The 17,516-nt window shown below is 67.2% G+C and carries 15 protein-coding genes and 1 pseudogene; 7 read left to right on the forward strand and 9 right to left on the reverse strand.

Annotated elements, in window-relative coordinates; translation table 11 throughout:
* Positions 1–283, forward strand: a pseudogene (locus OO015_RS09550) (hypothetical protein); the annotation flags it as partial.
* On the opposite strand, the gene OO015_RS09555 reads toward OO015_RS09550, so the two are convergent.
* The gene (locus OO015_RS09555) at positions 261–719 is read right to left on the reverse strand and encodes a hypothetical protein (RefSeq protein WP_265941033.1); all 459 of its coding nucleotides are present in this window, start codon (positions 717–719) and stop codon (positions 261–263) included. The pseudogene OO015_RS09550 and the gene OO015_RS09555 overlap by 23 nt on opposite strands.
* A gap of 549 nt (positions 720–1,268) precedes the next feature.
* Here OO015_RS09555 and csx2 point away from each other — a divergent pair.
* The 3 genes from csx2 to OO015_RS09570 all read left to right on the forward strand — a co-directional run bounded on the left by csx2 (position 1,269) and on the right by OO015_RS09570 (position 6,237).
* A complete protein-coding gene (gene csx2, locus OO015_RS09560; protein ID WP_265941034.1) occupies positions 1,269–2,477 on the forward strand; it encodes a TIGR02221 family CRISPR-associated protein in 1,209 nt (402 codons plus the stop codon).
* 173 nt (positions 2,478–2,650) lie between these two features.
* Positions 2,651–3,259, forward strand: coding sequence for a hypothetical protein (locus OO015_RS09565; protein WP_265941035.1), 609 nt, complete (start codon positions 2,651–2,653; stop codon positions 3,257–3,259).
* Positions 3,260–3,459: 200 nt separating this feature from the next.
* A complete protein-coding gene (locus OO015_RS09570) occupies positions 3,460–6,237 on the forward strand; it encodes a M48 family metalloprotease (protein WP_265941036.1) in 2,778 nt (925 codons plus the stop codon).
* Positions 6,238–6,642: 405 nt separating this feature from the next.
* Here OO015_RS09570 and OO015_RS09575 read toward each other — a convergent pair whose 3' ends face one another.
* Positions 6,643–7,533: a 2-hydroxy-3-oxopropionate reductase gene (locus OO015_RS09575; RefSeq protein ID WP_265941037.1), complete on the reverse strand. Its 891-nt coding sequence runs from the start codon at positions 7,531–7,533 to the stop codon at positions 6,643–6,645.
* A 341-nt stretch (positions 7,534–7,874) separates the two neighbouring features.
* Positions 7,875–8,594: an ABC transporter substrate-binding protein gene (locus OO015_RS09580; RefSeq protein WP_265941038.1), complete on the reverse strand. Its 720-nt coding sequence runs from the start codon at positions 8,592–8,594 to the stop codon at positions 7,875–7,877.
* A 53-nt stretch (positions 8,595–8,647) separates the two neighbouring features.
* Between OO015_RS09580 and OO015_RS09585 the strand changes: the two genes are divergently transcribed.
* Entirely contained in the window at positions 8,648–9,313 is a 666-nt protein-coding gene (locus OO015_RS09585; RefSeq protein WP_416236601.1) for a methyl-accepting chemotaxis protein, read from the forward strand.
* Positions 9,314–9,446: 133 nt separating this feature from the next.
* Positions 9,447–10,235: a TIGR01458 family HAD-type hydrolase gene (locus tag OO015_RS09590; RefSeq protein WP_265941039.1), complete on the forward strand. Its 789-nt coding sequence runs from the start codon at positions 9,447–9,449 to the stop codon at positions 10,233–10,235.
* Between the two features lie 12 nt (positions 10,236–10,247).
* On the opposite strand, the gene OO015_RS09595 is transcribed toward OO015_RS09590, so the two are convergent.
* The 6 genes from OO015_RS09595 to OO015_RS09620 form a co-directional block, all read right to left on the reverse strand.
* Complete coding sequence (locus OO015_RS09595) at positions 10,248–11,567, reverse strand: NAD(P)/FAD-dependent oxidoreductase (protein ID WP_323053861.1); 1,320 nt, start codon at positions 11,565–11,567, stop codon at positions 10,248–10,250.
* 41 nt (positions 11,568–11,608) lie between these two features.
* Complete coding sequence (locus OO015_RS09600) at positions 11,609–12,481, reverse strand: cytochrome c oxidase assembly protein (protein ID WP_265941040.1); 873 nt, start codon at positions 12,479–12,481, stop codon at positions 11,609–11,611.
* Positions 12,478–13,311 (reverse strand): formate/nitrite transporter family protein, encoded by an 834-nt coding sequence (locus tag OO015_RS09605; protein ID WP_265941041.1) that lies wholly within the window; start codon positions 13,309–13,311, stop codon positions 12,478–12,480. The genes OO015_RS09600 and OO015_RS09605 overlap by 4 nt, the downstream gene beginning before the upstream one ends.
* A gap of 82 nt (positions 13,312–13,393) precedes the next feature.
* Positions 13,394–14,878: a cbb3-type cytochrome c oxidase subunit I gene (locus OO015_RS09610; protein WP_265941042.1), complete on the reverse strand. Its 1,485-nt coding sequence runs from the start codon at positions 14,876–14,878 to the stop codon at positions 13,394–13,396.
* Positions 14,879–14,890: 12 nt separating this feature from the next.
* Entirely contained in the window at positions 14,891–15,412 is a 522-nt protein-coding gene (locus OO015_RS09615) for a cytochrome c oxidase subunit II (protein ID WP_265941043.1), read from the reverse strand.
* 463 nt (positions 15,413–15,875) lie between these two features.
* A complete protein-coding gene (locus OO015_RS09620; RefSeq protein WP_416236602.1) occupies positions 15,876–17,015 on the reverse strand; it encodes a pyridoxal phosphate-dependent aminotransferase in 1,140 nt (379 codons plus the stop codon).
* 256 nt (positions 17,016–17,271) lie between these two features.
* Between OO015_RS09620 and OO015_RS09625 the strand changes: the two genes are divergently transcribed.
* On the forward strand, positions 17,272–17,481 hold the full coding sequence (locus OO015_RS09625; protein ID WP_265941045.1) for a hypothetical protein: 210 nt from the start codon (positions 17,272–17,274) through the stop codon (positions 17,479–17,481).
* The last annotated feature ends 35 nt before the right edge of the window (positions 17,482–17,516 follow it).

Raw genomic sequence — 17,516 nt, forward strand, 5'->3', positions numbered from 1 at the left:
GGCGATGCACCAGGTGCCCAAGTATCCCGGCTCCGAGCCGGGCGAGCTCTCGCCGCTCGCCACCCAGGTCCAGAACGGGGGTACCATCAGCTTCGCCACGCCCGACCCCGCCGACAAGGTACTCGACTTCTACCGCACGGCGCTCCAACAGCTCGGCTGGACGCTCCAGCCATCGCCCAAGAGTTCGGTGGCGGCCAAGCGCGGCGATGCTGCCCTCACGGTCGTCGTCAAGGGGGGCGAGCAGGGAACCACCGTGCTCCTCATGCTGACCGACGCCGTCTGAACGGCACCCGCTCGTCGCCGCCGAGCCGGACGAGCGGTCGTCCGCCCGGTTGCGCGAAGAGCACCGCCAGGTCGATGCCCCAGTCCGGCCACCAGGGCTCCAGCGGGACCCGGCTCGGTGCGCCGTACCAGAGCGGGGATCCCTCAGCCCGGTGCACGGTCACCGCCCGGGCAGATGGATCGAGCAGCCAGACCCGCTCGACCCCGGTTCCCAGCCAGCGGTCGACCTGCCGCACGTGGTCGCGCGCTCCTGCGGTGACGAGCTGCGCGATCAGGACGGGCAAAGGGCGGCTGTCACCTTCCGGCGCGGCACGAACCTCGAGCCGGTCTCGCCCGACGCGGGTGACCGCGAGCGGACGGGCCGCCAGCGAGAGGAACTGCTCCAGAGCTGCAGCCAGTGCATCGAGCGGCTGCGCTGCAGTCTTCGGTGCGTCCACCGCACCTCCTTGTGACGCTGGCGCACTGGAACCACCGCTGCCCCGACCGGTCGCTGCTCCGGCCCCTGCTCCAGCCAGCGGGGTACCGGCGCTCCTGCCGGCTCGATCGCTGCGCTGGCCTGTCCGCCAGACTGGTCAGGCTCCGTTTCGCGTCGAGGCTTCCCGACCCGCCAGCCGACGAGCCTCCGAGCGAGCCGTTCCTCGACGTCCCGGTCGAGTCCATGCGCGGTGCCCGGGTGCCCATATCTCCGCAGGGCGAATGCCAGGAGTACGCGCACGTCACCCGTCGTCTCCCACCACCAAGGATCGTCCTGCAGCGGTGTCGGGAGGACGCGCCCGTTCCGGTCTCGCATCGGTCGCACCGGTCACCCCCCACTCGTGCGCCAGTTCTCCGTCCGGAACCGCTTCGCCGGATCGGACAGTGCCGCTTGCCGGCCCGGTCGTGTACCGCTATTCTAACCGGGAAATCGGTCTGCTCGCGAGGTCGCGAGTCCGTAGGAGCCAGCAGGCTCGCTGGAGCAAACGTGCTTCGGGAGGGAGGAGGCCCTCATGCATCTCGTCACCTTCCTCGGTACCGGCCACTACCGGACGGTGACCTACGTCTGGGATGACGGTCGCGAGGTGCGCCGCTCCACCACGCACCTCTTCCCGTTGGCGCTCGCTGCCTGGCTCGATCCCGAGCGGGTACTCGTGCTCCTCACGGCCGAAGCCGAGCGCGGGCCGCACTGGCAAACGCTCCGCAGCCAGCTGGGCAGTCGGGTCGAACCGGTACCCATCCCGCCTGGCCGGAGCGAAGCGGAACTGTGGGAAATCTTCGACCGTCTGGCCGGAGCCCTCCCGGAAGGGAGCAGCCTCGTCATCGACGTGACCCACGGCTTCCGCTCCCTGCCGCTGTTCGCCGCCGTCGCTGCTGTCCTCCTGCGCGACCTCCGTAACGTGACCCTCGAGCGCATCGTCTACGGTGCCTACGAGGCACGCGACCCGGAAGAGCACGAGGCACCGGTCTTCGACCTCACGCCGCTCCTCGACCTGGTCGGCTGGCTGAGCGGGATCGAAGCGCTCGAGCGCTCCGGCGACGGCCGCCTCCTCGCCCAACGCTTGCGCGAGACGCAGGCGTCAGCCTGGCGCCGAGGGCGCCATGAGTTACCGCGTCAGCTCCAAGCCGTCGGCACAGCGCTCGAGGCCTGGAGCGAGGCGATCCGCCTCAACCGGCCTGTCGAAGCCGCTGGAGCAGCACACCTGCTCGGAGAACGCCTCGGTCGCGCTCGCGAGGAACTGGCTCGCTGGGCTCCACCGTTCGCCCTCCTCGCCGACCGTCTCGCTGCGGACGTTGCCGCCCTGGCGCACCCCGACCCGGAGACGCTCGATCGCGGCCACCTGCAGGCCCAGCTGGCGGTCATCCGCTACGCCCTCGAGAAGGGACTGGTGCTCCAAGCGGTCACCATGGCTCGCGAATGGCTCGTCAGCTGGTTCATCTGGTCGTTCATGCCCGAGATGCGCACACACTGGCGTCAGAGAGCGGCGCGCGAGCAGGCCGAGCGGATCCTGGGCGAACTCGGCTCCGCAGCCAGACAGGGCTCGCGCCTGGCTGCCCACCACCCCCACTGGGACATCGGCGATCTCTGGAACCAGCTGGGGCAGCTCCGGAACGACCTCGCCCACTGCGGCATGCGTACCGACGCGGTCGATCGCACGAGTATCCCCACACGCTCGCGGCAGCTGGTCGACAGACTGCAACGCCTGCTCGATTCACACTGAGGAGAACCTCACGCGCCGTCACGTCGATGTCCACTCCATGCCGGTACCGCCGGGGCACACCTGTTCCCACGCCCACCCGTGGTCACCGGAGGCGAACTGGCACTGGCCACGCATGCCTGTTGGGGTAGAGTCTCTGTAGTGCAGCGGCCTCACTGTCCGATGCGAGGTGATCAGTGCTCCGCCTGGCTGAGTTCGGCTTCGATGCAACGCTCCTGGCCGGTACGGCGACAGCCGGCTGGTTCGTCCCTCGGCACGCGTGTCGCTGGCTCGTCGCGGCTACCGTCAGCCTGGTCGCACTCGTGACCGGCGCACTGCTCGAGGTTCGCCTCTATCCCTGGACGGACGTGCTCGTCTTTGTCTTCGCACTGTCCAGCGGAGGCATGCTCGCCTCGCTCGTTCCAGCACGCCCCATGCCACTGGGACTCGTCCTGGCCACCCTGTCGGCCATCGACATCGGGCTCTTTCTGCTGCCCGCTCCGAGTGCAGCGGACAGTCCGGCACACCTGCCCACGGCGTTTTTCTACGGCAATGTCGTGCTCCTATTGCCGCACGGGCGGCGCTTCGTGCTCGGCGCGCTCGACCTCCTCCTCGCCGTCGCGCTCGCAGCCCACGCGAAGCGGCGCGCGCTTCCCGTCCTCGCCGGAACCATCCCCCCGTTGCTCGGTCTCGCGCTCGCCTTCGCCGTCCTCACCCTGCACCCGACCCCGGGCCTGCCCCTGATCCCGTTCTTCTCCGCCGGTTGGTTGGCAGTGGAGATCGGCTACCGTCTCCTCGCTCGGTAGCCCCACTGGAACCGCTTCCCATGCGCTGAGTTCCGGATCTCTCGCGGGCTCCCGAGCGTTCCGCAACACGCGCCTCCGGCTTCCCCTCGAGACGAACAGATCGCTGCACCCGCTCGATCCGCGGGAATACCTGTATTCCCACCGGTCGTCGAGACTACGAGGGAGGCTGGTCAGTCGTTGGTTGCACGAGGAGAGGGCAGATGGCAGAACACCCGCAGGCTACGGTGGGACAGAACGGCAGTCGTCTCGGGGTCATCCTCGTCGTCCTGTTGCTCCCCGCCCTGGTCTGGCTGAGCGGCTCCTGCGTGCGGAGCCAGTTGAACGATCGGATCTACGACCTCGCCGTGAGCGAACTCGGCCCCTCGCGTGCGAACGTGCTCCGAGACCACCTGCGCCTGGAGTTCCTCTGTCAGCGACCCGGGTTCGCCGAGCGAACGGAGTGCGTCGAGTTCCAAGCGGCCGGTTGGCTCCAGACGGGTGGCATCCTGACCGGCCTCCTCGGCCTCGGTCTGCTCGGTTTCGTCGCCCATCGGGCCAGCCAGGCGCAGCAGTCGCGCGAGCGCCTCCCAGCGCTGTTCCGGCAGGCCGTGCGAGCGACCGGCATCGGCGCTGCGCTGCTCGGCCTCGCGCTCTCCGCGCTCGTCGCCGGGAGCATCGCGCTCCTGATGATCGTCTTTCTCGAGTCGATCTGGCCTGGTTTTCTCCTGGTCGTGCTCCTCCTGGGAGCCTACGCGGCGTTGCGGACAGCGGCGACAGCCCTGGCCTGGGGCAAGCCGCTGGAGCAGCGGGAGATCGCTGTGCCGCTCAGCCGTGCCCGAGCGCCCGCGCTCTGGCGACTCATCGACGAGGTCGCGCGCACCGTCGGGACCACGCCCCCGGACAACCTCGTCCTCACCCCCGAGCCCAACTGCTACGCGGTCGAGGTACCAGTCGTCCTGCCGGACCAGCGAGTCTCGGGTCGCACGCTCTGCCTCTCCCTACCGCTGCTGCACCTCTGGGACGAGCGCGAGCTGCGCGCGGTGGTCGCGCACGAGCTGGCCCACTTCCACGGCGAAGACACGCGCTACTCGCGGGAATTCGCGCCCGCGCTCCGCGCCGCGGCCGAGGCGCTCGAAAGACTCCGTGCCACACTCGACCGCGACGCCCGCGCTGTCGCCGTCCTCCCCCTCGTGCCGATCTTCGGTTTCACGGTGGAGCGGTTCACGCTCGCGACCGCAGCCCACTCCCGGGAGCGCGAGTTCGCTGCCGACCGTGCGGCCGCGCGCGTCGCGGGGCCGCTCGCGTTCGCGACTGCGCTGCTCAAGGTCGCGGTCGCAGCTCCGGCGTGGGTGGTCTATCTCCAGCGAGCGACGGAGAAGGACGGCCAGAGCCCACCCCCGGTCGGCGCAGCGGTCGCCTGGCTGGCCGCGCAGGCGCTGCTCGCGACCGAGCCGCCGGACTGGCTCACCCGCGAGCGGACCGCGCATCCGGTCGATACCCATCCCCCGTTGCCGGTACGGTTGGAAGCGCTCGGCATCGACCTCGCCGAGGCCTGGAGCGCGGCGGTACCCCCGGCGGTGCCAGCTGTCGAGCTCCTCGAGCACCCCGAGGCGATCGATCGCGACCTGACCAGCCTGGTCGAAACGGTCTCAGCGCTGCTCCGCGACGTACGCCAGGCGTCACGACGGTCCGGCACGGGGCGAGCACGCGAAAGTGACAGAAGGACGATACTCGTCTGCTGCACCGATCGCCAGTCGCTCGATAGACGCCCGCACCGACTCGGCAGGTTTCCCACACCGCGCCCTCTGGAACTGCCGGGTACGGTCCCGGCAGCCCGCTCGGGGACGCGCTGCACCGTGAGGGTCGCGCACACGCAGTCTGGAGGCAACCACCATCCGCGCGAGAACTCGAGAACGAGCGCATCGGAGGGACACGCCCTGGCGTTTACCCGAGTCGGTGGCTCCCTCGCGCCGAGCGATGGGGCCCTGGCTGGCTTCACTGTCCGAGCGTCATGCGGGCATGAGAGAAGGAGGAAGCGTTGCACGATGTCGTCCGCACCGACGCGCCCAGGTCTACTCGATGAAATCGCGAGCGCTCTGCCGGTTACCCGTGCGCAGGCACCTGCGCTCTGGCGGATCGTCGAGGAGGTCGCGGACCAGCTGGGCACCGCGCCCCCCGACAACCTGCTGCTCACGCTCGGTCCGTTGTGTTTCGGGACCGAATCTCCTGTTCGCCTGGCCGACGCGACGGTCACCGGTCGGACGCTCGGGCTCTCGCTGGTCCTGCTCTATCTCCTCGACGTGGACGAGTTGCGGGCGGTCATCGCCCACGAACTCGACCACTTTCGCCGCCAGGACACGCGCCCCAAACGGCTCCAAACGCTTTTCACCGACTTCGCCGCTCGAACGCTACTGGTCGTCGCGACCGTCACCGCGCGCCTCCCCGATCCGATCTGCGCGCTACTCCGGCCGCTGGTGCGGTTCGGGCTCGCTCGCTTCGCGTTCTGGCAGCGAGCCAAGATGGTCGAACGAGAACTCCTCGCCGACCGAGCCGCGGCCGACCTCGCTGGCACAGCCGCTTGGGCCTCTTCGCTGGTCAAGGCAGACCTCGTCACTGCCGTCTGGTCCGTCATCGAAGATGAGCTCCTGCAGGACCGCGCGAAGGGTGCGGTTCCCCTCGGAGCCGTCGTGGCTCTCACGGTGCGGGAATTCTTCTCCGGAAGCGATCTTCCCGACTGGATCGGACGTTCGGATCAGTCTTCCGAATGGTGGACGCACCCACACATGGTCGAACGCCTCGCTGCGCGAGGGTGCGATCTCCCAACGGCCTGGGCACTCACCCGATCCACCAAGAAGTCAGCAGCGAAACAGCTGCTCGAGGACCCGAAAGCGCTGGACATCCAGTTGACCGACCGGCTCGCGCGACGGCGGGCGTCGGCATCGAGCGAGGCGAGCGCACCGCCTCCATCGACCAGCGACGGTCACGAGACTGCCGGCTGACGGCACGGACGCTCCCCGACCGGAGCCGCACCGGAAGGCGAGTGCGCTCCGCCCGATCCCAGGTCATACGTGACGCATTCTGTCGAATGCTCCGGAATCGATCGCGACACCAGAGCGATCCGTCCACCGCTGTCGGCTGTGGCCACCTGGTCTCCACCCGGCAGCAGGACTCGAGCGCGGAACATGTAGACACCGTCCGAACCAGCTCGATACCTCGGTGAGGGAGGCGGAACGAGTCCTCCCTCGACTCGGATACGGACGAGACTGCATTCACCCGCGCCGCTCTCGACGGAGGTAAGACGTTCCCTACCGTCCCCGCACGTCTGGCTCCTCCACCCCGTGCGATCCGTGTACGACCGTCTTCGCCTCGAGCTCCTCGCCACACCTGCGTGCGAGAGACCGTACTCAGGCGACCGACTCGGTGTCACCCGCCAGCGCGCGGTAGACCAGCGCGAGTGCCGAGTGGTCATGCTCGCCGAGCCCCCGCGCCAACATGCTGTCGAAGAGCGCGGCGACCTGCTGCGTGGCGAGCAGTGGTACCGACTGCTCTCGTGCCAAGTTCTGCGCGATCCGGAGGTCCTTACGGTGCAAACGTGCCCGGAAGCCCGGCGCGAAAGAGCGCTCGAGCATCCGCTGCCCGTGCACCTCGAGGATCCGGCTGTGGGCGAACCCACCGAGTAACGCCTGTCGCACCCGCGCTGGATCGACCCCCGCTTTCTCGGCGAGCAGGAGCGCTTCGGCGACCGCCTGGATCGTCAACGCGACGACGACCTGGTTGCACGCTTTCGTCACCTGACCGGCCCCAGGACCACCGACATGCACGATGTTCTTCCCCATCGCTTGGAAGATCGGCAAGGCCCGCTGGAACGCCTGCTCCGACCCGCCGACCATGATCGAAAGCGTCCCCTGCTCCGCCCCGATCTGCCCACCGGAAACTGGGGCGTCGAGCGCCTCCACCCCTCGCTCGGCGAACGCCGCGTGCAGCTTGTGCGCCACCGAGGGGTCGATCGTCGACATATCGATGAAGAGGCTCCCCGGCTGGATCCCCTCGATCACCCCATTCGGACCGAGCGCGACTTCCTCGACTTCGGGTGAGTCCGGCAGCATCGTGATCACGACCGTGCTCTGCTCGGCAACCTCCCGTGGCGAGTGCGCCCCCTGCGCACCCTCTTCGACGAACCGCTCGATCTTGCGCTGGTCACGCGTGTAGACGGTCAAAGAGAATCCCGCGCGCAGGAGATTCCGCGCCATCGGCTGCCCCATGATCCCGAGCCCGATGAACCCGATCCGTTCCATGACGACCCACCCTTCACTCTCCGTGCACCGCAGGTTGCGGACTCCGACCCGTACCTTGCTACCGCACGCTACGGAAACGCGCAAGCCGTGCCGGCTCTCGCCTACGAACGCGAGTGCGACGCTCGCCTACCTCGTGGAGCGACGGCCCCGGCTCGTCTCATGACGAGCTGGTCACCCGGAACCAGGCGTTCCGGATCGTCAGGGATGACGAGCCCGCGATGGAGCGAACCACAATGCTCGTCCTGGTTGACTCACGGGGACGTAGCGGAACGAACGAGTCGAGTACCCATCGTCCGTCGGTGAGCACGGCCAGTCGACTGATCGCGAGGTAACGACGTGGCTCAAGACGGCTGCGCCACCCGGTCGGGGACATCCGGGAACGAGGCGATGACGCGGTTACCGAACTCGTTCTGCACTCGCTCAACTCGTCGGATGAACACCGTCAGAATCGGTCCCTGGGTTTCCGGGTCCATCCGGTAGCGGCCGGTCGCGCCTTGGAAGTCGATCGCCCGGAGCGCTTCGAGGAACGCGTCGCGCGAAGAGTCACCCGAGAGGCGCGACAGCGCTTCCTCCAGCACCCGCGCGAAGATGCACCCGTTGTACGCCGTCACACCGGGCCAGGCATCGTACTGTTGGCGGTAGGCCGAGACGAAGTTCTGTATCTCGACCGTCTGCACGAACGGCGAGGAGTGGAACGAGGTGACGATCCCTTCCGCTGCCTCGCCCATCTCCGGGAGAACCGGTTCATCGGTGACCCACCCCGAGCCGATCAGCGGGATCTGCCCCTCGAACCCGAAGTCTTCCCATTGCGTCACGAAGCGCGACGCGTCGGCTCCCGCGAACCATGCCCAGACGGCATCAGCCGAGTACCCAGCGAGCTGCTGGAAATAGGGCGCGAAGTCCACCGTGTCCAGCGGCGCGTAGAGTTCCCCGACGATCTCACCACTCAGCTCGCGGAAGCGCTTCATGAGCCCGGACGCGTGTTCCCGGCCACCCGCATGATCCGTCGCCAGTACGACGACGCGGCGGTATCCCGATGTCGAATAGGCATAGTCACCCATCGGATAGTTGAGAGATTACCGAACAGACCGATCTCCTCGCCCTCGATGCAGCGATCGAAGCCGCGCGGGCCGGTGAAGCAGGCAAGGGGTTCGCCGTCGTCGCTGAGGAGGTGCGCAAGCTCGCCGAGCGTTCGTCACGCTCGACCGACGAGATCGGCTCGATGATCTCCGATATCCAGCGCACCGTCGAAAAGACCGTCGACGCGATGCACGAGAGTGCTGCGGCAGTCGAACGGTTGGCGGAGCATGCCCACAACGTCGCGACGGCGTTCGAGACGATCCAGCACGGCGCGAGCGCCATCGCGACCGCGAACCAGCAACTCCTCGAGGCGCTCGCGGCCAGCACAGCACAGAGCGCCAGGCTCCGCGAGGCACTGGAGAGCACGGCCGCCATCGCCGAGCAGCATGCTGCCGCTGCGTCCCAACTCGACGTCACAGCCTGTCGCGCACGGGAGTCGGTGCGTCACGTCGCGACCACCGCCCAGCGTCATGCCCTCGCCGCCCAGTCCGTATCCGATGCAGCCGCAGACATGGCGGCTCGTGTTCGCGAAGTCGCTCACGCTGCGGACCGTCTCGTCGAGTTCGCGAACGAGCTCGCGCACGCGCTGTCCCGCTTCCGTATCGCCCAATCCGGCATGCTGACCGAACAGGACGAACCGGCCACGCTCCAGCCTCTCGCACTGACCGATCATTCAATCGTGCTCGCCGGAGATCGCTGAAGCCGGAACCCAGCGACCACCAGCGTGGGGAGGGAGTCTCCGCGAGATCCCCTCCCCACGGCAACGTCCCCGATGGCTACCCGCTCACGGTACACTCTCCATCGAGGGAGCGTCCCGCATCCGAGAGGTGGCCATGTCGCGACCGCCCATCAAGGGACTCCTCATCGACGTCGACGGCGTCCTCCATATCGATGGGCAACCGATCCCCGGCGCCGTGCGAGCGCTCGCGGCATTGCGTGCCCGCGGCATTCCCTTCGTCCTGCTCACCAACACGACCATCCGGACTCGCCGACAGCTCGGGCACCTGCTCCGCGAACTTGGCTTTCCGGTCGCCGACGACGAGATCGTCACTGCCGGTGCAGCGACCGCCACATACTTGCGTAAGCACTATCCAGACGAGCCCTGCTTCCTCCTCGTCGAGGGGGACGTCCGCGAGGAATTCGCTGGCATCCCACTCGTCGAGGACGATTCGGCGACGGTCGTCGTCTTCGGCGGCGCCGGTCCGGCCTACACCTACGACCGCTTGAACCAGGCATTCCGCCTGCTGCTGCGCGGTGCGCATTTCGTCGCCATGCACCGCAACCTCGTCTGGGAACGCCGCGACGGCTTGGCGCTCGACGCCGGTGCGTTCCTTCTGGGCCTGGAGGCTGCAGTCGGACGGTCACCGCACGTGGTCGGCAAGCCCTCGCCTGACTTTTTCCGGGCCGGCCTGGCCCGGCTGGGCTTGCCGCCCGAACAGGTCGCCATGATCGGCGACAGCCTGAACGCCGACGTTCTTCCCGCGCAGGCGCTCGGCATGACGGGTATACTCGTCCGCACCGGCCGGTTCCGCCCGCAGGATCTCGAACGTGGCCAGCCGGACGTCTCGCTCGCCTCCATCGCCGATCTACCGGGTTGGCTCGAAACCGTCGGCAAACACTGAGTGGATCAGTGCTCAGGAGCCCAGCGTGACGGCGGCCCGGAACTCGAGAATCTGCTCCGCTGCCCGCAACCCGCTCTCGATCGCACCGTGGACTGTCGAGGGACGCTCGACGCTGGTATGTTCGCCAGCGAAGACCAGTCGCCCACCGACGACCTCGCTGAACCGCGCCCGTAGACCCGAAGCACCAGGCGGGACGAACGAATAGCCACCGCGGCACCACGGGTCACGCCCCCAGTCAACAACGCGCCCCTGACGGATGCGACCGACAAGGTCTTGGCCAAGCACAGCACCGAGGGCTTGGACGACCTCGCGGATCGCGTCCTCCTCGCCCATTGCACTCAGACGCCGCGCATCGCTGCCCCCGACCAGCAAGCTGAACACCGGCTCCGGTGCCGCGAAGCCGAGTCCGGGCCGCTCCCAGATCCCGTGCGGCGTCGTCACGAACAAGCAGCCGATCTCGGGTGTCCACGGATCCTCGGTGAACTCCACCACGATCTTCATCGAGTACCCGGGAGACAGCCGCTGGATCGCCTCCGCCAGCTCCGCTGGAAGACCGGGAACGAACTCGACCGCCCCCGACTGGAGCACGCCTAGCGGCAGCGCCACTATAGCCCAGTCGCCACGCCGTGCGCCCTCCGTGGTGACGACACACACGCTATCTTCGCTCCAGTCGATGCGTTCCACCGCACAACCGAGCCGCACGGACGTCCCCAGCTCCGCCGCCAGGCGTTCGGCCAGTGCCTGCTGCCCTTCCACGATGCGCCAGTTGCGCCAACCGTCTCCCTCGTACGTCGCCTCGACATCGCCATACACGCCGATCTCCTCGAGATCGGCCGACCAGCCGATCGAGGCGAGCGTTCGCCACAGCTCCCATAGCTGAGGAGTCAGATCGATGCCTTCCTCCTGGGGCCACCAGCGCAATGCCGTCGCCAGATCCGTATCCGGCTTTCCGGCTGCGAACCAGGCCTCGGATGCCCGCGCGAGCGGTGCGAAAATCCCCTCCCCGAGCGGGCGCGAGAGGTCTTCCGAGGGGAACACGCGGCCTTTCATCCCGACGTAACGACGGTCCTGGCTCGGATCGTCGAGCGCTCGTAAGCCGTAACGCTCCAGGAAACGCCAGGTGATCACCCGGTCACCGTGAATGAACTCCGCTCCGAGTTCCACCGGGAACGGACCGTACTCGGAGGCTGTCCACAAGCGACCGCCGACCCGATCGCGCGCCTCCAGCACTTCGACCTCGACCCCAGCCTGCTGGAGGCGCCAGGCCGCGACCAGCCCAGCGATCCCTCCCCCGATAACGAGTGCACGTTCGCGGTGCTCGTACTCGCCCACACTCCCTCCTTCCCGAACCGATGGCGTGGTCACGCCATGTCTCAGTGTGGTACGAGCACCTCACCCTCGGCAACATGCTGCACGGTCCGCCCCAGCGTGAGCAGGGACAAGAGCAAGACCACGACCGGCCCGCTGAGCCACATGAGCAGGCCGCCAAATGCCTGGTCGGCCAGCAACCGGTCAGCCGGTAGTGCTCGCTCCACCAGATAGCGGTGGTACAAGACCCCCGGCCAGAAGGTGACCAGGGCCCCCAGAAGTCCCGCCTGAGAACCGTACAGTACCAGGTAGAATACCCGCCCTCCTTCGGTACGGAAACGCCCGCTCACCGGCGGCACACCGACGAGCGGCCACCAGTACAGTAGGGCACCGAGGAAGAAGGTGATGTGCTCGATATCGTGCAACCAACGGCGCGTCAGGACCGCGTCGTAGAGCGGCGGGAAGTGCCAGACCCACAGCGATACGATACCTGCCCCCAAGGCGCTTGCCGGCGACGTCAGGACTCGCAAGAGACGCCCACCCGGCGACGAGCGCCCCAGTGCTCGCCCCACCGCTTGTCGCAGTCTCCGGGGCAATGCCCAAAGAAGGACCGCGAACGGCCAGCCCAGCAGCAGCACTGGCGCCGCGTACAAGAGAACGAGGTGTTGCACCATGTGCCACGAAAAGAACAGGCCTCCGAACTCGTCGAGAGGCGAAAGCAGCGCCAGACCCAGCATCCCGACTCCGACGGTCCAGCAAGTAATGCGTCGCCAGACCGCTCGCATCGGTCTCCGGTGCTGGAGTCGAATCGAGCCCACCAGGTAACCCACGACGAGCCAACTCAGGCCGATCACGACTGGCAACCGCCACGTCCAGTTCCGTGGATCGAACCATTCCGAAAGAGGTAGCCAGACGAGCGGCTCCACCACGGCGCTCACTTCTCACCGTGGATCCACACCAAGGGCAGACCGGTCAGTAACGCACCACCAGCGATGTTGCCCAAGGTGGCAGGTATCTGGTTCCAGATCCACCAGTCCCCAACACCGACCGGTGCCCCGACGAGCATCCCGGCTGGTATCACGAACAGGTTGACGACCGAATGCTCGTACCCCAACCCGAAGAAGGTCATGATCGGGAGCCACATCGCCACGATCTTCCCGACCGTCGACCGCGAGGCGAAAGCGAGCACTGTCCCGACGGTCACGAGCCAGTTGGCCAGGATGGCCTTCGTCAGGACGGTCAGCCAACCCAGCCAGCGCGCCTCACGATAGGCCACGGTCTTGGCGAGTGCCCAATTCGACAACTGTTCACCGATCGGGCCCGCTCCGTGAGTCCACCAGCCCGTGAGACTCGCCACCGCCAGCGTCGCGAACGCTCCGGCACCGATGGCGTTCCCGAGAAAGACCCACCACCAGTTTCGAGCGACCTCCCGCCCCGTCACCCGGCGCGTGTACCAGGCGGCTGGCAAGAGAGCGAAGTTGCCCGTGGCCAGCTCCATTCCCAGCAGCACGAGCATGCAGAATCCGGCCGGGAACACCAGCGCTCCGGTCAGGCGCGGGAGACCCTGGGCCCATGCAGCAGCGGCAAGCAACGTCGCCGCGCCGAGCAGGCCGCCACTGACCGCCCCGCGCACGATCAACTGCAGGACTCCCAACCGGGCTTTTTTCTCTGCAGTATCGAGCAGTTGCGTCACCAACTCTCCTGGAGCCAGCGCGTCACCCTCGATCGACCGAGCTTCCCGTTTCGGGCGACTCTCGATCTCGCGCACCGCGAACCCCCTCACGAGGTTACGCCTGACCGCATCTCACGGCCCTGCTCCCGCGGACTCTTCACTCTGACGCCGTTCGCACTCAGTCGTCCGCGGCCGGCTCGATCGCTGGGAGACGCCAGGCAGCCGGAACGCTCCGCACCACCATGAGGAGGAGCCCCGCGAAGGCAACCACGAGCAGCAGCACGAACGGAACAGCGATCTGTGCGAGTCCCTGCCACTCGGCAAGGTGAACAGCATACCGGCGCGGCACGCTCTGGAGACCGGAAAAGAAGAACGCGAGCACGAAACCGCCAGCGCCGATAGCGTACAACCACGCCAGGCGGCGTGCCGCCACGCTCCTCGCCCAGCCCTCGACGCCACTCAGCCGGTGGAAGAGATATGCCCACGTGAAACCCGCCGCACCGAAGAGGTAGTACGAGTGGAAGTGCGCCGGTACCCACAGCGTATTGTGCATGACGTTGTTGACCGCGATCGTACCATCGATGACCGCGGCCACACCGCCGATCGTCCAGCCCCACAACCCAGCGAGAACGAAGATGACCGGCGCTGACCAGCGCACCTGCGACCCATACAGGAGTCCCAGGCTTCCGATGATCGTCACGAAGAAGGCCGGTACGCCGACCGCGTACGAACCGAACTGCCCCAGGAGGTGCAGCGGCAGCGGCTGAGCGAAGTCCTGGTACAGATGATGGAAGTAAGGAAGCAGCACCAGCACGATGACGAGGTTGAAAGCCAGTGCGACCGGAAAACTCATCTTGAACGACCGACCGGTGTAGGCCCCGAGAGTCGCATACACTAGCGCGACCGCAACGTAGATATTCAGATTCACGAGCGTGTGGCCGAACAGAAAGAGCATGTTCTTGGCGAAGAGCACGTCGAAACCGCTCACGAGGCCCAACAGCTGCGCGAAGATCGGAACCAGGTACACGACACCGGCCAGCACAGCGATCACGCCGTCCAGAGCGACCACCGTCGCGATGAGTTCGGGGCCAGTCGGCAGCGGCCGTTCACCGCTGGCCGGCCGTCGGAACAGCACGGGCCAAGCCAGCGCGTTCGCCAGGCTCCCGAAACGCCGACGAGCGCCCAGCAAGACCGCCAGGCACCACAAGAGGAACGCGACAGCCACGAGCGTGTAACCGAACAAGAAGCCCCAGGTCGCGCTCACTGGCCAGTCTCCGCGCACCGGTAGCGGATAGGTGGTCGTCCACCCCGCCGCAAATCCTCCGACCAGCGTCGCGAGAACGACGAGACCGGAACCGAGGAAGTAGACGACGTACGCGCTCCACAACAACCGTGGGCTCAAACCGATGCGCGGAGCGATCACTGCGGACACCCCACCCAGCGAGGCGAGCAGAACCCCCGCCACCATGCCCGCACCGTGCAGGGTCATGATCCGATAGAACCAGCGTGGCCCGAGGTCGAGCCAGCCCGCATGCTGGAGCCGCATCGCGAGTCCGAGCAACCCCATCAGGAGGAAGACCGCGAAGCCAGTCAAGAGATAGACGAGCGCGGCTTGATCGACCGACCGCTGGAGCTGCTCACCGTTCGTCCTCACCGGTGCCATGGTAGCCCCTCCTCACTCGACGGTGAACTGCGCCTGCATCAGGTGATGGCCAGTCGCGCAGAACTCGAGACAACGGATCGTGTAGACACCAGGTTCGTCGAACCGGTACAACAACCGGTTCGTGTACCCGGGCATCGCTTGCACCTGCGTGACGAGCCGCCCGTCCGGACTGAACACGCCGAACCCGTGATTCACGTCCGCGGCGGTCACCCTGAACTCGACCACTTGACCGCGCGGGATCCTGGTTTGGCTGAGTTCCCACGCCCACATCCGTCCGGTCACCTCGACATGGACGGTCGGTTCTCCGAGTCGGGCAGCGCGTGAACTGGCGTACGGCAGAAACGCCAGCGAGACGACGAACGCGATACCGAGGACGACGACCACAGCCGGTGTACCCAGCCGACGGATCCGGCCGATGACAGGGCTCACGCGCTCGTACGGTGCCGCCGCTCCCGCGCGTGCCGCGACCCACCAGAGTACGGCCGTCCAGAGGACAGTCACGAGCAGAAAAAGCATGGCCGCTCCCGACTGCATCGAGCACCCCCTCTCGCCCCTGCGCACTGGAAAGGATGTGTCGGTTCACGACGATTCTAGCACGACTTCCAACGCGCTTCCATACCTTTTCTGTCTACTAAGAGGAGATTCGTAATCGAGCCGTTCGCGTGTCCCTATCAGGCGGGCAACGAGCAGCACGGCGCGGGCCCGGGGCAGACCCGGCTCTCGCACCCTGACCCCGGATGCAGCCGTCAGGCACGCGACCGTGGGGGCGACAAGCACGTGAACTCACTGGCATGATGCAACAGACCATCCAGCGGGGCTCGCGTGAGAGGGACGGTCTGGTGTGACACCGGGAAGGGGCTGGCCCGACGATGACGAGCCCCTCTGAGCAGGCGTCACCGACCGTCTCGGCTGGTCGCCCACGCTTCTCCTGTCGCTCTGTCCGAAAGCCTGGAACGACCCAACGCGAGCTTATCGGGATAGCGCGGCCCAGGCGCGATCAAGCCAGATACCGCCGCATCCGTTCGATCGCCTCCAGGAGGTTCTCGAGCGAGTTCGCGAACGAGAGTCGCAGGTATCCCTGTCCGTACTGGCCGAACGCTGTTCCCGCCAGCACCGCAACGCCCGCGCGCTCGAGGAGTTCTCGGGCCAGCGTCTCCGCCGCACGCCCCGTTCCCGTGACGTTCGGAAACACGTAGAACGCGCCAGCTGGCTCCAGGCACCGCACTCCCGGTAAACTGTTGAGCCCCGCGACGACCGCGTCCCGCCGCCGGCGGAACTCGGCGACCATCCGCTCCACCGGTTCTTGCGGCCCACGCAGCGCAGCCAGGCCAGCACGCTGCGTGAAACCCGGGACACAGGAATGGCAGTTCACCGCCAGACGCACCAGATGCTCGGCTAACCAGCGCGGCGCGACTCCGTAGCCGAGCCGCCAGCCGGTCATCGCATAGGTCTTGGAGAAGCCGTCCAGGATCACCGTCCGCTCTGCCATCCCAGGGAAGCTGGCGATGCTCCGGACTTCTGCGTCGTACACGATCCGCCGGTAGATCTCGTCCGAGAGGACGACGAAGCCGTACTCCTGCGCCAGCCGCGCCAGCTCCTCCAGTGCTTCCCGCCCGATGACCGCACCGGTCGGGTTATGCGGCGAATTGACGATGACTAGTCTCGTCCGCGCCGTGACCAGCCGGCGCAACTCGTCCGGATCGAAAGCGAAACCGAGTTCTTCCCGCAGCGGCAAGGGCACCGGTGTCGCACCAGCGAAGCGGATCACCGACTCGTAGATCGGGAAGCCCGGATCCGGATAGATGACCTCGCCACCGTCTTCCGCCAGCGCCAAGATGGTGAAGAACATGATCGGCTTGCCGCCGGGCGTCACCACGACCTGATCGGGGTCGACGGGAATCCCCCGCGTCCGGCTTACCTCCTCGGCGATCGCCGCCCGGAGTTCCGGCAACCCAGCGGCCGGGGTGTAGTGCGTATCGCCCGAACGCAACGCATCGATCGCTGCCGCGACGATATGCTCGGGTGTATCGAAATCCGGCTCGCCGATCTCCAGATGGATCACCGACCGGCCTTGCGCTTCGAGCGCCCGCGCGCGAGCCAGCACTTCGAAGGCGCTCTCGGTTCCCAGCCGGCTCATCCGCTCCGCCAAGAGTGTTCCCCACTCCACCACAACCCCCTTCCCGCCGAGCCCCAAGGGCTGCACGTTCGCACCGCCTCGCTCCTAGCATGCCACTCGCACGGGACGGTGTCTCTGCCTGGTGTCCTCACGGTACCGTGCACTCACCCGAGCGGAGCCGCTTGCCCGGTCGCGTCGGCTCGCGCATACTCGAAGCGAGTGGTGAGGGCGCGACTCGTTTCGCGCCGAATCGAGGTGAGCCGAGAGGAGCGTCTACATGCGCCGTGACCTCGTGTTGGCTCTGATCGTCCCGATCCTGTCGGTCGCGATCGCTGTCGCGATCATCGTCGCGATCGGTGAAACGCTGCTCTTCGTTCGCGAGATGACGCACGACCGCTGGCCACCGGTCTTCGTCGGCACCGCCATCATGATCGCCTTCACGCTCCTGGCCTGGTTTTTGGCCCGTCGCCCCTCGACCGCACGCTGAGCAGCACTGAGGCAACCCTGCGTCGACCCCGCTGC

It is taken from the genome of Thermomicrobium sp. 4228-Ro, assembly GCF_026241205.1.
In the GTDB taxonomy this organism is placed as follows: Bacteria; Chloroflexota; Chloroflexia; order Thermomicrobiales; family Thermomicrobiaceae; genus Thermomicrobium.